General features: G+C 74.3%; 9 protein-coding genes and 1 pseudogene. 6 read left to right on the plus strand and 4 right to left on the minus strand.

Annotation, left to right across the window (positions count from 1 at the left end):
* The first annotated feature begins 182 nt into the window (after window positions 1-182).
* Entirely contained in the window at window positions 183-1145 is a 963-nt protein-coding gene (gene ligD, locus ACSNOK_RS05170) for a non-homologous end-joining DNA ligase (RefSeq protein WP_436779365.1), read from the plus strand.
* Window positions 1146-1221: 76 nt separating this feature from the next.
* Here the strand turns inward: ligD and ACSNOK_RS05175 are convergent, their stop codons facing one another.
* Window positions 1222-1944: a transglycosylase SLT domain-containing protein gene (locus tag ACSNOK_RS05175; protein WP_436779366.1), complete on the minus strand. Its 723-nt coding sequence runs from the start codon at window positions 1942-1944 to the stop codon at window positions 1222-1224.
* 371 nt (window positions 1945-2315) lie between these two features.
* A complete protein-coding gene (locus tag ACSNOK_RS05180; protein ID WP_436779367.1) occupies window positions 2316-3803 on the minus strand; it encodes an amino acid permease in 1488 nt (495 codons plus the stop codon).
* A 579-nt stretch (window positions 3804-4382) separates the two neighbouring features.
* Here ACSNOK_RS05180 and ACSNOK_RS05185 point away from each other — a divergent pair.
* Window positions 4383-6158, plus strand: a complete 1776-nt coding sequence (locus ACSNOK_RS05185) for a protein-arginine deiminase family protein (RefSeq protein ID WP_436779368.1) — start codon at window positions 4383-4385, stop codon at window positions 6156-6158.
* Window positions 6159-6296: 138 nt separating this feature from the next.
* Window positions 6297-6773, plus strand: a complete 477-nt coding sequence (locus ACSNOK_RS05190; protein ID WP_436779369.1) for a VOC family protein — start codon at window positions 6297-6299, stop codon at window positions 6771-6773.
* Window positions 6774-6846: 73 nt separating this feature from the next.
* Here the strand turns inward: ACSNOK_RS05190 and ACSNOK_RS05195 are convergent, their stop codons facing one another.
* A complete protein-coding gene (locus ACSNOK_RS05195) occupies window positions 6847-8004 on the minus strand; it encodes a GDSL-type esterase/lipase family protein (protein WP_436779370.1) in 1158 nt (385 codons plus the stop codon).
* A 122-nt stretch (window positions 8005-8126) separates the two neighbouring features.
* On the opposite strand from ACSNOK_RS05195, the gene ACSNOK_RS05200 reads away from it, so the two are divergent.
* Complete coding sequence (locus tag ACSNOK_RS05200; RefSeq protein ID WP_436779371.1) at window positions 8127-9554, plus strand: sensor histidine kinase; 1428 nt, start codon at window positions 8127-8129, stop codon at window positions 9552-9554.
* Window positions 9555-9561: 7 nt separating this feature from the next.
* A complete protein-coding gene (locus ACSNOK_RS05205) occupies window positions 9562-10272 on the plus strand; it encodes a response regulator transcription factor (protein WP_436779372.1) in 711 nt (236 codons plus the stop codon).
* A 308-nt stretch (window positions 10273-10580) separates the two neighbouring features.
* On the opposite strand, the pseudogene ACSNOK_RS05210 reads toward ACSNOK_RS05205, so the two are convergent.
* Window positions 10581-11171: pseudogene (locus ACSNOK_RS05210) on the minus strand (phosphatase PAP2 family protein); the annotation flags it as partial.
* Between the two features lie 210 nt (window positions 11172-11381).
* Between ACSNOK_RS05210 and alaS the strand changes: the two are divergent.
* Window positions 11382-14036, plus strand: a complete 2655-nt coding sequence (gene alaS / locus ACSNOK_RS05215) for an alanine--tRNA ligase (RefSeq protein ID WP_436779374.1) — start codon at window positions 11382-11384, stop codon at window positions 14034-14036.
* Window positions 14037-14117 lie beyond the last annotated feature (81 nt).

The following is a 14117-nucleotide window of genomic DNA, read 5'->3' on the forward strand; positions in this document are numbered from 1 at the left end:
CTCGTCGTTCTCGGACGCGTGGTGGGACGCGTCACAGCGGATCGGAGTGGCGAGGCTATCGGGCGGCGAAGGCGCTACGGGGGCCGGTGCCGTGGCGGGCCGGTACGGCCGGGGCGCGGGCCCGGTGCCCCGCACGGGTGAATGACCTGCGAAAACCCGCCACTGCCCTGATCATCGGAACTATGGCCCTGCCTGTCGCCCGGCTTCCCGAGATCCGGCCCATGCTGACCGTGCCCGGCCCGCTGCCGGCCGAGGGCGAGGACGCGGGCTGGGGCTTCGAGGTGAAGTGGGACGGGGTCCGCTGCGTGCTCAGCACCTCGGGCGACGGGACGGTACGGCTGGTGAGCCGGGCGGGGAACGACGTGACGGCCACCTATCCGGAGCTGCTGGAGCTGGGCGCACAGCTCCAGGGCCGGTCCGCGGTCCTCGACGGCGAGCTGGTGGCGCTGGACGACCGGGGCCGGCCGGATTTCGGGCTGCTCCAGCGCCGTATGGGCATCGCCAATCCGCGCCGCGCGGCGCATCTGGCGATGGAGTACCCGGTCCATCTCATGATCTTCGACGTGCTGTACCTGAGCGGCCGGTCCCTGCTCGGCGCCGCCTACGCGGAGCGCCGCGCCATCCTCTACGGCATGGGGCTGACCGGCCGCAGCTGGTCCGTCCCCACCCACCTGGAGGGACACGCGCGACGGGCCTGGGACGCCACCCTGCGCCACGGCTACGAGGGCGTCATCGCCAAACGGCTGTCCTCCCCCTACCTGCCCGGCGTCCGGTCACCCGACTGGCGGAAAGTGAAGCACCTGCTCACGCTGGACGTGGTCATCGGCGGCTGGACGGAGGGCCGCGGGGCGATCGCCGGGCTGCCCGGGGCCGTCCTGGCGGGGGTGGAGGAGCCGTCGGGCCTGCGCTACGTCGGTTCCGTCGGCTCGGGCCTGTCCGGCCAGGAGCGCCGGGACCTGGCCCGCTACCTGGCGGCGGTGGCGCGGGACACCTCGCCCTTCGCGGGCCCGGTGGACGCGACCGGCGTTCACTGGGCGGAGCCGCGGCTGGTCGCCGAGATCACCCTCACCGGATGGACCCCGGCCGGGCACCTCCGCCACCCCATCTGGCACCGGCTGCGGCCGGACCTGACGCGGCCCGGCTGAGCCGGGGAATGCCGGAGGGCGGCGGCACCGCTTTCGGTGTCGCCGCCCTCCGGCGGGGAATTTTTTGTGGCCTCTGTCAGTAGGCGGAATTCACGTTGTCCATCGAGCCGTACTTGTCGGCCGCGTAGTTGCAGGACGCGACGATGTTGGCGACCGGGTCCCAGATGTCCCAGGACGTGCCCTCGACGTGGTACGCCTTGAACGTCGGGTCGATGATCTGCAGCAGACCCTTCGACGGCACACCGTTGACGGCGTTGACGTCCCAGTCGTTGATCGCGCGCGGGTTACCGGTCGACTCACGCATGATGTTGCGCTTCACGCCCTCGTACGAGGCCGGGATGCCCTTGGCCTTCATGATGTCCAGCGCCTCGGAGATCCAGCCCTCCAGGTCGTCCGCGTACACCTTCGGCGCCGGAGCGGCAGCGGGCTTCTCGATGGGCTTGCGGGTGGTGGAACGGTTCGCGGCCTGCTTCGCGGCACGCTCCTTGTCCGCCTTCGCCTTGGCGTCCGCCTTCGCCTTGGCGTCGGCCTTGGCCTTGGCCTCGGCCTTGACCTTGGCGGCCTCGGCCTTCGCCTGCGCGGTGGCCTTGTCGGTGGCGTGCGCCCGCTCGGCGTCCTGCGTCTGGGCGAAGCTCTCCACGCTCTGCGCGACCGGCTTGACCGGCGCCGGCGCCGGCGCGGCCACGGCCTGCGAGGCGGCACCGAACGCCACGGCGGCGGCACCGGCCGCGGTCAGCGCCGCGGCGGAGAACTTGTGGGCCTTGGTCAGACGGGGATAACCGGAGTGGGTGGAACGCATGGGGAGGTGAACCTCTCGCATCGGGGACACCGCACAGGCCTGGCCGGCGCAGAGAAAAGCGCCGTTCTCGATCGGACGGCGCCGTGCGGTCCCACCATTCTTAGCGGCGCCCGAAAACCCCGACAAGCACTGTGACCTACTCCCCCACGTCGTTCACGCGGCCGTGAAGTCCCGGGTTTTCCCCGGGAAATGCGCTTCGCCCGGAACTAAAGAGGCCCGTATGTGATCGAGGCCCTATGCGCGGCCTCACAGCGGCCGCCGCTCTCCGTCGTCGGCGTGCCACCGTCCGTAATCCAAATTCCCGCCCTGTACGACGCGACCGGGCCGCGCCCCCGTGGGGAACGCGGCCCGGTGCCGTCGGTACGTCGGCGTTACGCCTGCGGCTTCGCCGCCTCGCGCAGCTCCGCCTCGCGCTGGGTGCGGGCGACCCGGCCGCGGACCAGGAACCAGCCGCCGACCAGCGCCGCCGCGATGAGCGGCAGGCACAGGATCGTGTCGCGGCTGGCGCCCTCGTCGGCCGCCATCAGGCCCAGGACGCCGGCCAGGAAGACCAGGGTGACGATCTGGGTGTACGGCGCCCAGGGCAGCCGGTAGGCGGGGCGGCTGACCAGGCCCGCCTTGGCGCGCCGCCAAAAGAGCAGCGAGCAGAGCATGATCATGCCCCAGGTGCCGATGATGCCGATCGCGGCGAAGTTCAGCACGATCTCGAAGGCGTTCTCCGGGACGACGAAGTTCAGGCCGACGCCCAGGACGCAGAAGAACGCGGTGAGCAGGATGCCGCCGTAGGGGACCTGCCCCTTGTTCATGCGGCCGGTGAACTTCGGGGCGGAGCCCGACATGGCCATCGAGCGCAGGATGCGGCCGGTGGAGTAGAGGCCGGAGTTCAGGCTGGAGAGCGCGGCGGTGAGGACCACCAGGTTCATCACGCCGGCCGCGTACGGCACGCCGATCTTGGACAGCACGGTGACGAACGGGCTCTCGCCTCCGGTGAAGACGTTGTACGGCAGCAGGAGCGTGAGGAGCACGACCGAGCCGACGTAGAACAGGCCGACACGCCACATGATCGAGTTGATCGCCTTGGGCATGATCTTCTCGGGGTTCTCGGTCTCGCCGGCGGCGACGCCGCACAGCTCGACCGAGGCGTAGGCGAAGACGACGCCCTGGATGATCAGCAGCATCGGCATCAGGCCGGACGGGAAGAGGCCGCCGTGGTCGAGCATGTTGGACAGGCCCGGGGCGTGCCCGCCGACCTCGTGCCGGCTGGCCAGCAGGAAGATGCCGATCGCCATGAAGGCGACGAGGGCGCCGACCTTGATGATCGCGAACCAGAACTCCATCTCGCCGAAGTACTTCACGGAGATGAGGTTCACGGTGAGGACGACCGCGAGGGCGATCAGCGCGAGGACCCACTGGGGGATGTCGCTGAACATGCCCCAGTAGTGGGTGTAGGTGGCGACGGCCGTGATGTCGGCGATGCCGGTGGTGGCCCAGTTGAGGAAGTACAGCCAGCCGGCGGCGAAGGCGCCCTTCTCCCCCATGAACTCGCGGGCGTACGAGACGAACGCGCCGGAGGAGGGGCGGTAGAGGACGAGCTCGCCGAGGGCCCGGACGACGAAGAAGGCGAAGACGCCGCAGATCGCGTATGCGATGAAGAGGGAGGGACCCGCGTTCGCGAGCCGGCCGCCGGCGCCCAGGAAGAGGCCGGTGCCGATGGCTCCGCCGATCGCGATCATGTTGACGTGGCGGGACTTGAGGTCCTTGCTGTAGCCCGCGTCACCGGCGTCCACGTGCGTGGACGTCGTGGCCGGGGCGGACACACCGGTGGGCGTGTCGGCCGCAGTGAGAGTGCGGTCGCTCATGTATGTCTTCGCCTTCGTTCGTGGGGGCAGGACCGGAGGGCGTCCCGGCAGGGGACACCGCCCGGGCTCCGGCTGGCGATGCCGGTCCTGGTGATGCAGAAGGTGTGAGCGGGATGAAGTAGCGGAGTCCGGGACATACGGAAGTGGGGGGTGGACTCCTCCCGCCGGACGTCGGACGTCAGCGGCCCGAAGGGCGCTGTCGCCGCGTGGGGCGATGTCGGAGGACGCCGTGGTGCCGGCGCGGGTGCGCCGCGGCGATCTCCGGGATGTCTGACGAGTCCATGCGGGAATGGTGTGAGGCGCGTGAAGGTGCCGTCAAGAGTTTGCGAAGAATTGACATTTTTGAAAACTCACGCTAGGTAATCCGCCATCCGCAAGATCGCAGGTCACGACCTGCCCCGGAAGGTACACGACTACACAGCGCAACGTTTCCGTCGGTAAGGCGTTCCCGCCGCCGATTTCCCGGTCTCCCCCGGAAGGAGGAGGGTTTCCTGCCGTACTCGGTCGAAGGGGCGCACCGGCCCGGCCGCGCGGTCGGACGATGGTTGGCCGCCCGCCCCCGGCGGAAGAGTGTTGTCCATGACACACCGACCCGTCATGAAGGTGTCCCTCGTCTCCGCGCTCGCCTGCGCGGCTGTCCTCGCCTCCCTGGTGCCCACCGCCGGCGCGCACGCCGCGCCGACCGCCGCCCCGCCCCGGCTGCTGGCGCCCCACGGCACGGAGCTGTTGCCCAACCTCGACGACGACGCCCGCCGCTGCGCCCTGCGCCCGGGCGACCTGGACCGGCAGGACGCGGCCGTCGACGAGCGCCTCGCCGCCTGCCACGACGCCGCCGACGAGGTCGTCGACGGCGCGGCGGACCTGGCGGACCTCACCCCGCTGCGGGTGCCGCCGACGGCCGCCGGCACGTCGGCGCGCGCCCGGGTGTCGATACCGGCCGCGCAGGGCCGCTACGCCCGGATCTTCGTCGAGCGCGGGGGACGGTACGTCTCACTGGACGCGGGCGGCCCGCTCCGGGCCGGCGAGCTGCGGCACGGCGTCCGGCTGGCCGTCGAGGGGCGGGACGTCGTCCGCGACCGGGCCCGCTGGGACGGCCGCGTCGACGTCACCCTGACCGTCACCGACCGCGGCGCCACCCGCACGGCCGTGGTCCAGCTGCGCGTGGTGCCCGTCCTCCTCCAGCACGACCTCCAGCGGGCCCGGCACGTCTTCGCCGCCGCCCCGGGGCCCGGCACCGGCCGGCCCGTGAAGGCGCCGGCCACCGGCCGTCGGCCGGCCGGCTGGGACGCCTTCGCCGGCTCGCTGCGCAAGGCCGTCCGGGACTCCGGTCTGCCCGCCGGCACACTGCGCTTCCGGCCCGGGACGGCCGAGGGGCGGCAGGACATGTGGCGGCAGGACATCGCCGAGCCCGGCTACGTCACCAAACGGACTCCCGAGGGCCGCCGGACCATGCGGATCCTGCTGCGGCCCCCCGTCCACCGGGCGTCCGCCGACGGCCGCACCGCGCGCCTCCGCCGGGCCGGCCGACTGCTCTACCGTGATCTGCGCGGCCCCGGAGTGGGGATCGTCCAGCAATACACCGCCCGGCGTGACGCGGGCGCGGACGAACCGCTGAACTTCACCGGCAACATCGAGTCCCTCCCGCCGTACCCCGGCCACCCGCGGGGCCGGATCCTCTACGGCGGCACCGCCGAGCGCCACCCCGACCCGTCCTTCGTGACGCTGCTGCGGTCCCAGGGGGCGCAGGAGCCGCTGGCCCTCGACACGTCCTGGCTGGTGGTCGGCCACGTCGACGAGACCGTCCACGTCGTCCGGGCGGACAACGCGCGCGGCTGGACCCTGGCCTTCTCCGACCCCCGGCTGGCACTGGACCTGCTGCGCCGCGCGCACCGCTCCGGGGCGGGCGGCCGGCGGCTGTTCGCGGACACGGACGCCCCGGACAAGCCGACCGTCGACCAAGTGCTCGACCACGAGCGGCGGACCGGCGACAACGCGGAGGCCGCGCGGCGGATCGACGGGCAGCTCGCGGTGCTCATGCGCGCCACCGGGCTGCGGCGAGACGAACTGGTGCCGCTGCCCGTGCTGTACGCGACGATGGACACGGGCGGCGGGGCGCGGCGCCACCTCGCCTTCTCCCCCGCGCTCGCCAACGGACTCTCCCTCACCGCGCGGGACTTCGCCCCGCCGGCGCCGCACGGCCCCCGGGTCGGCGGCCGGGACCTGTTCCGCGACGAGGCCGAACGGCGGCTCCGCGCCCAGGGCGTACGGGTGCACTGGGTGGAGGACTTCTCCTGGGCCCATCTCGGCGGCGGCGAGGTCCACTGCGCCACCAACGCGCTGCGGCGGGTGGGCTGACGGCGTGCCGGCCGCGCCGCGCGGCCGTTCGGGTGACGCACACGTTGTGGACGCCGCGCGAGGCACGGCAGAGTAGCGCCGGGTCATGACCGATGTGCCCCGAGATCACCGTGTTCGCGAAGCGGTCAGGAGAGCGCCATGCAGAAGATCACGCCGTTCCTGTGGTTCGACGACCAGGCGGAGGAAGCGGCCGGACACTACACGTCCGTCTTCGAGGACTCCCGGATCGTGCACGTCCAGCGTTACGGCGAGGCGGGTCCCGGCGAGCCGGGTTCGGTGATGACGGTGACCTTCGAACTCGCCGGGCAGCAGTTCATCGCCCTCAACGGCGGCCCGCGGTTCACCTTCAACGAGGCCGTCTCCCTCTACGTGGACTGCGCCTCCCAGGAGGAGGTCGACGACCTGTGGGCGCGCCTCGGCGAGGGCGGCGAGGAGGGGCCGTGCGGCTGGCTCAAGGACCGCTACGGCCTCTCCTGGCAGATCATTCCGCGCCGGCTGACCGACCTGCTCTCCGACCCGGACACCGAGCGGGCGAACCGGGTCATGCGCGCCATGCTGGAGATGACGAAGATCGATGTGGGGGCGCTGGAGGAGGCGGCGGCCGGGGAGGGGTGACCGCGCCCCCTCCCGGGAGCCGTCGCCCCCGCCGACCGCGCCCCCCTCCCGGGAGCCCCCGCCCGCCGGCCCGTCAGAGGCGCAGCTGCGCGAGGTCGACCGCCGCCGCCATCGCCCGGGCCCCCTCGTCGTTGAGGTGCAGGTGGTCGCCGCAGTCGTAGGCGGGGAGGATCCGCTCGGGGTGATCGGGGTCGGCGACGGCCGCCGCCACGTCCGTCACGGCGTCGAAGACGTCGGTGGCGCGGATCCAGTCGTTGACCTCGCGGCGGACGGCCTGGCCGTCCTCCGAGTCGTAACCCTCGTAGACCGTTCCCCCGTAGGGGCCGATCGTGTGGGCGATGACCCGGAGCCCGGCCTCGTGCGACCGGCGGGCGAGTTCGGTGTAGCCGGCGACGAGGTCGGCGGCGGTGGGCAGGGGCAGGGGGGCCGCCGGGTCGATGTTGCCGGGTGTTCCGAGGTCGTTGAGGCCGAAGTTGAGGATGACGTGGGTGACACCGGGCACGTCGAGGACGTCCCGGCGCAGCCGGGCGAGGCCGTGTTCGCCGATCTCGTCGGTCAGCAGCCGGTTCCCCGAGATGCCCTGGTTGACCACCCAGCCGCGGCGCAGCCGGCGGTTGAGGTGGTCGGGGAAGCGCGCGGCGGCCCCCGGGGTGGTGCCGGCGCCCTCCAGCCACGAGTCGCCGAAGGCCACGGCGACGGCGGTGCCCGCGGGGGCGAGGACGTCGACGCCGGAGACGAAGTACCGGGAGGTCTCCAGGGTTTCCGCCCCGTCCAGGGCGGGGGCCGCGGTGACGTCGCCCGGGGCCGTGAAGCCGGTCTCGGAGGCGACCACGGAGAAGGTGGCGAGACCGGTGTCCTCGGGGAAGTACAGGCTGAGCGCGAACCGGTCCCCGGCGGCCACCTCGCCGGCCACCGGGTCGCTCACCCCCTCCTCGCCGACCGCGAGGGTGAACGACTCCCGGCCGCCGAAGGTGAGGACGACGGAACTGCCCGGATCGGCGCCGGAGCCGCCCGTATGTCTCGCCAGGCGCGCGGCGCCGACGGTCAGCGGCTCCTTCCCGTACCTGTTGCTGAGGCGGACGCGGAGGGCCTCGCCGCCGCCGTCGAGCCGCAGGACCTGACGGACCGTCCGGTCGGCGAAGGCGCGGGACGGGAAGAGGGTGTATGCCTCGTGGGGGCTCACCACGGCGGAGCGGAAACCGGCCACCCACTGCGAAGAAGTCGTCGTCATGTCATGGCCGAACACGCGCCTGGTCGATCTTCTTCCCGTCGTCCGCGCAAGGGAACCGTGCCGCCTGTCCATGCGACTTTCGGCAGTTCCGGCGCGGTCGGCGGGCCGCGTACGGTGCGTCGGTGAACGGAACGACGACCATTGACAAGCCCCCGTTGCTCCGCGACCCGGGAACGGTGTTCGCTCCTGCCGCCGTGCTGGCGGCCGGGCTGGGGGTCGATTCCCTGTGGTGGGCGCTGCCGGGCGCGGTGTGCGCCTTTCTGGCGGGGCACCGTTCGGGGCGTACGTGGCCGATGGCCGCCGCGCTCGGCGGCCTGGTGGCGGCGGGGGCGGTGGCGGTCCTGGCCGTCCCGGCCCTGTTTCCGCTGGGGAGCGCGTTCGTCGCGCTGGTGGTGGGGGCGGCGCTGCTGCCGTGGTTCGCGGGACGAGTGTGGCGCCAGTATCAGGAGTTGACGCGGGCGGGCTGGTCGCGCGCGGAGCAACTGGCGCGCGAGCGGCGACTGGTCGCCGAACAGGCCCGGCTGCGCGAACGGGCGCGCATCGCGCAGGACATGCACGACGCGCTGGGGCACGACCTGAGCCTGGTCGCGCTGTCGGCGGGGGCGCTGAAGCTGGCACCGGGCCTGGCGGAGGAGCACCGGGCGGCCGCCGAGGACGTCCGCGCCCGGGCGGCGGCCGCGGTGGAGCGCCTGGGCGAGGTCATCGGCATCCTGCGGGAGGACACGGACCGCGCCCCCACCGGGCCGGCGGACTTCGGCACCGGAAGCATCGGGCGGCTGGTGGCGAACGCCGCCGCCTCGGGACTCGCGGTCACCTCGCGCGTCGAGGGCCGGGAGGACGACGTGCCCGGCCCGGTCGAGCGGGCGGCGCACCGGGTCGTCCAGGAGGCGCTGACGAACGTGGTGAAGCACGCGCCGGGCGCGACGGCGGAGGTGCGGGTGACGCATGCGGCAGGCGAGACGGTGGTGTCGGTGCGGAACACCGCGCCGCCGTCGGCCGCGGACGGCCTGGCCGCGGGCGGCCGGGGGCTCATCGGGCTGGACGAGCGGGTCCGGCTGACGGGCGGCACACTGCGGCACGGCCCGGACGGCGCCGGGGGCTTCGCGGTGACGGCCCGGCTGTCGCACGCGGCGCCGCCGCAGCCGGCGGCGGCCGAGCCGCCGGCCGCGGCCCCGCTGCCTCCGGAGCACCGGCGGGCCCGCCGCCGCGCGGGACGCACCCTGGCCGCCGCGGTCACCGTGCCGGTGCTGGCCCTGGCCGTGCTGACCGGCGGCCTGACGGTGTGGGGCTCCCTGACGGTGGCCGACTCCGTCCTCGACCCCGGCGCCTACGCGGCGTTGCGCGTGGGACAGAATCGTTCCGAAGTGGCGGCACTGCTGCCGAAGCGTCAGCTGCCGTACAGGCCGCGGGCGGCGGAGCCCAAGGGACCGGGGGTGGAGTGCGAGTACTACGCGGTGACGGCCGACCGTTTCGTCGACGCATCGGGCGACGCCTACCAACTCTGCTTCCGGCGCGGCCGGCTGGCGTCCTTCGCGGTGCTGCGGGGGTGAGTGCGGCATGAACGGCTCCAACGACCCGTCAGGGACGGTCCGGGTGCTGATCGCCGACGACGAGCCGATGATCCGGTACGGGGTCCGGGCCGTGCTCTCCACCGACCCCGGGCTCGACGTCGTCGCGGAGGCGGCGGACGGGCGCGAGGCGGTGGAGCTGGTGCGCCGGCACCGCCCGGACGTGGCCGTCCTCGACATCCGGATGCCCGGGACGGGCGGCATCGAGGCGGCGGCGCTGATCCGCGAGGCCGTGCCGGCCACCGGGGTCGTGATGCTGACGACCTTCGGCGAGGACGATTACATCCTGCGGGCGCTGTCCGGCGGCGCCACCGGCTTCCTGGTCAAGTCCGGCGCGCCCGAGGAACTGATCGCGGGGGTGCGCGCGGTGGCCGAGGGCGCCGCCTATCTGTCACCGAAGGTGGCCGCCCGGGTCGTCGCCCATCTCGCCGGCGGCGGTGCCGGGGCCGCCGCCGCCCGGCGTGCCGCCGCCCGGGAACGGGTGGCCGCCCTGACCGCCCGGGAACGGGACGTGCTGGTCCACCTGGGCGCCGGGCTGTCCAACGGTCAGATCGCCCGGCGGCTGCACGTGGTGGAAGGCACCGTCAAGGCGCACGTCAGCTCCATCCTGGCCCGGCTGGGGGTGGACAACCGGGCGGCGGCGGCCGTCGTCGCCCACGAGGCGGGCATGGCCGTCCCGGCCGGGGAACTCCGGCCCTGAGCCGGGGCGGTGCGGTGGGGAGCGGAGGCTGCCGGGTATGGGCCGGGGCCGAGGAAGCGCGGGCCGGAGTCGGAGGGATCCGGTTCCGAGCCGGGTGCTCGGCGCCCCGCGCCCGCCGGCGGTTCGATCTCCGCGCCGGGCAGCCGCCGTCCCACACCCGGCAGCCCGGGCTCCGCGTCGGGCAGCCACAGCCGCGCTCCGGGGAGCCCGGGCCGGCGGAGAAATCGGACGACGAGGGGTCGTAGCGCGAGGTGGGCCGCGGCGGCGACCGCGGCGCCCAGCACCGCCCCGGCCAGCACGTCGTGCGGGTAGTGCGCGCCGACGGCCACCCGCAGTACGGCGGCGAGCACCCCCAGGGGCAGCACGGCGACCGCGAGCCGCGGCCGGGCCGCGGCCAGGCCCACAGCGAGTGCGGCGGCGAGCGTGGAGTGGTTGCTGGGGAAGGACCAGTCGCCGGGCGGCGGGCAGGTGTCGACGGTGCCGACGCCGCGCAGGGCCCGGCACGGGCGCTCCTCGTCGACGGCTTCCTTCAGCAGCTCGCTGACCGCGTAGGCGGCGACCGTCGCCGCGCCGGCGAGCAGCGCCCCGGCGAGGGCGGGGACGTCGCGGCGGCGCAGCGCGGTCCCGGCCGTCCACACCAGCAGCAGTCCCAGGACGACCAGGGTGCCCTCGGTGGCGAGGGAGAGCAGCGTGCCCACCGCGCCGGGGGCGTCCCCCGCCGCGCCGGCCACGGACCGGTAGAGGGAGGCGGAGGGTCCGCCGGTGACCTCCGTCCTGCCGTTCGGCCCGGGGCCGTCCGGTGCGGCCCAGGTCAGGACTCCGGCCGCGGCGGCCAGGACGGCGAGGGCGCCGAGCGGCCGGGCGGTGCCGCCGGGGCGGTGGTGTCGTGTGCGTTCCATACCGCCGGACGTTAGGGAACGCGGGCGGCGGGCACCCGGACCGAAGGTCAGGGGCGACCCCTGACCTTCGTCAGGGGTGGACCCGGAACCGTCCCGGAAGACCGGGCCGCGTCCCCCTGTTGCACATCATGTGCACCTACGATGAACACACAGCAAGATCACCGCTGCCCCGCCGAGGCCGGCACGACGAAGGGACCCGTGAGCGCGACCGTGCGTACCGCCGACATCCGTACCCGTTTCCTGGACTTCTTCGCGGCGCACGGTCACACCGTCGTCCCCAGCGCCCCGCTCCCCACCCCCGACCCGACGCTCCTCTTCGTCAACGCGGGCATGGTGCCCTTCAAGCCGTATCTGACCGGCGAGTCCCCGGCCCCCTGGCAGCGGGCGACGAGCGTGCAGAAGTGCGTGCGCACGCTGGACATCGAGGAGGTGGGCCGCACCACGCGGCACGGCTCCTTCTTCCAGATGAACGGGAACTTCTCGTTCGGCGACTACTTCAAGGAGGAGGCGATCGGCTTCGCCTGGGAGCTGTCGACCGCGCCCGTCGCGGACGGCGGCTTCGGTCTCGACCCGGCGCGGATCTGGGTGACCGTGCACCACTCCGACGGCGAGGCGCGCGGCATCTGGCGGCGCGTCGCGGGCCTGCCGGACGAGCGGATCGTGGCCCGCGGCGACGAGGACAATTTCTGGTCCATGGGCGTCCCCGGCCCCTGCGGGCCGTGCTCCGAGCTGTACTACGACCGGGGCCCGGAGCTGGGCCCCGAGGGCGGCCCGGCGGTGGACGAGGACCGGTACATGGAGTTCTGGAACCTCGTCTTCATGCAGTACGAGCGGGGTGAGGGCCCCGGCAAGTCCGGCTACCCGATCCTCGGCGAGCTCCCCCGCCGGAACATCGACACCGGCATGGGCCTGGAGCGCATGGCGACCCTGCTCCAGGGCGTGGACAACCTGTACGAGACGGACGAGACCCGCCCGGTCCTCGACCGCGCCGCCGAGCTGGCAGGCGTCCGCTACGGCGCCGACGCCGAGGCGGACGTCCGGCTGCGCGTCGTCGCCGACCACGTCCGCACCGCGCTGATGCTGCTCGCCGACGGCACGGCCCCCGGCAACGAGGGCCGCGGCTACGTGCTGCGCCGGATTCTGCGCCGCGCGGTCCGCTCCATGCGGCAGCTCGGCCACCAGGACCGGGCGCTGCCGGAGCTGCTGCCCGTGGCCCGCGACCTCATGGCCGTCAGCTACCCCGAGGTCGCCGAGGGGTTCGCGCGCATCGCCGACCAGGCGTACGGCGAGGAGGACGCGTTCCGGGACACCCTCAAGCAGGGCACCACCGTCCTGGACACGGCCGTCGCCGAGGTGAAGGCGGCGGGCGGCCGGTCGCTGCCGGGCCGGCAGGCGTTCCTGCTGCACGACACCTACGGCTTCCCGATCGACCTCACCCTGGAGATGGCCGCCGAGCAGGGCGTGGACGTCGACCGCGAGGGCTTCACCGCGCTGATGAACGCCCAGCGGGAGCGGGCCCGCGCCGACGCCCGGGCCCGTAAGTCCGGTGCCGCCGACACGGCGGCGCTGCGCACGGTCCTGGCCGAGCACGGCCCCACGGACTGGCGGGCCTGGGAGGCCCTGGAGACGGACGCGCGGATCCTCGCGCTCCTCGGCCCGTCGGGCCCGGTGCCCGTGGCGCGCACCGGTGACGTGGTGACCGCCGTCCTGGACCGGACGCCGTTCTACGCCGAGTCCGGCGGCCAGGACAGCGACGCGGGCCGGCTGTCCGGCGCGTCGGCCGAGGCCGACGTCCTGGACGTGCAGCGGCCCCTGCCCGGGCTGGTGGTGCACCAGGTGCGGGTGACGGCCGGCGAGCTGGCCTCGGGCGACTCCGTCCGTGCGGCGGTGGACCCCGAGTGGCGGCTCGGCGCCCGCCAGGCCCATTCGGGCACGCATGTGCTGCACGCCGCGCTGCGGCAGATCCTGGGCCCGACGGCGCTGCAGTCCGGCTCGTACAACCGCCCCGGCTATCTGCGGCTGGACTTCCCCTGGCGCGGCGCGCTGGGTCCGGCCGTGCGCGGGGACGTGGAGGAGGCCGCCAACCGGGCCCTGCGCCGCGATCTCCCGGTGGGCGTCCGGTGGATGACCCTGCCGGAGGCCAAGGAGCTGGGCGCGCTGGCGCTGTTCGACGAGACGTACGGCGAGCGGGTGCGCGTCGTGGAGATCGGCGGGGCGTGGTCGCGCGAGCTGTGCGGCGGTACGCACGTGGAGCGGTCCGCGCAGATCGGCGTCCTCTCGCTGACGTCGGAGTCGTCGGTCGGGGCGGGCATGCGCCGGCTGGAGGCGGCGGTGGGCATCGAGGCGTTCGACCACCTGGCCAGGGAGCGCGACCTGGTCTCCCGGATCGCCGAGCAGCTCCAGGCGCCGCGCGCCGAACTGCCGGAGCGGATCGCCGCGTTGCTCGACCGGATGAAGACCACCGAGCGGGAGAACCAGCGGCTGCGCGACGAGGCAACGGCGGCGCGCGCCGCCGGGCTGGCCGGCACGGCGGTGGACGCGGACGGGACGGCCGTGGTGACGGCCACCGCCGACGGCGGCGCGGACGCGGCCCGGGCCCTGGCCGTCGCCGTCCGGGACCGGCTGCCCGCCGCCCGGCCCGCCGTGGTCGCGGTCGGCAGCGCCACCGGTGGCGGCGGAATCGTCGTGGTGGCCGTCAACCGCGCCGCCCGGGAGGCGGGCCGCTCGGCCTCGGACCTCGTCAAGCGCCTCCTGAACGGGCGCGGCGGCGGCTCCCCTGACCTCGCGCAGGGCGGCGGCCTCCCCGCGCGGCGGATCGCGGAGGTGCTGACGGATGTGCCGGGGCTGGTGGCGGCCGGCGACTGAGCGGGCCACCGGGTCCGGGCCACCGGGTCCGGGCCACCGGGTCCGGGCCACCGGGTCCGGGCCACCGGGTCCGGGCCACCG

Source organism: Streptomyces sp. URMC 126 (assembly GCF_051386555.1).
Lineage (GTDB): Bacteria > Actinomycetota > Actinomycetes > Streptomycetales > Streptomycetaceae > Streptomyces.

Excerpts from the sequence above, each read along its gene's own strand:
- ligD (WP_436779365.1), top strand. The coding sequence starts at position 183 with ATGGCCCTGCCTGTCGCCCGGCTTCCCGAGATCCGGCCCATGCTGACC.
- ACSNOK_RS05175 (WP_436779366.1), bottom strand. The coding sequence starts at position 1,944 with ATGCGTTCCACCCACTCCGGTTATCCCCGTCTGACCAAGGCCCACAAG.
- ACSNOK_RS05180 (WP_436779367.1), bottom strand. The coding sequence starts at position 3,803 with ATGAGCGACCGCACTCTCACTGCGGCCGACACGCCCACCGGTGTGTCC.
- ACSNOK_RS05185 (WP_436779368.1), top strand. The coding sequence starts at position 4,383 with ATGACACACCGACCCGTCATGAAGGTGTCCCTCGTCTCCGCGCTCGCC.
- ACSNOK_RS05190 (WP_436779369.1), top strand. The coding sequence starts at position 6,297 with ATGCAGAAGATCACGCCGTTCCTGTGGTTCGACGACCAGGCGGAGGAA.
- ACSNOK_RS05195 (WP_436779370.1), bottom strand. The coding sequence starts at position 8,004 with ATGACGACGACTTCTTCGCAGTGGGTGGCCGGTTTCCGCTCCGCCGTG.
- ACSNOK_RS05205 (WP_436779372.1), top strand. The coding sequence starts at position 9,562 with ATGAACGGCTCCAACGACCCGTCAGGGACGGTCCGGGTGCTGATCGCC.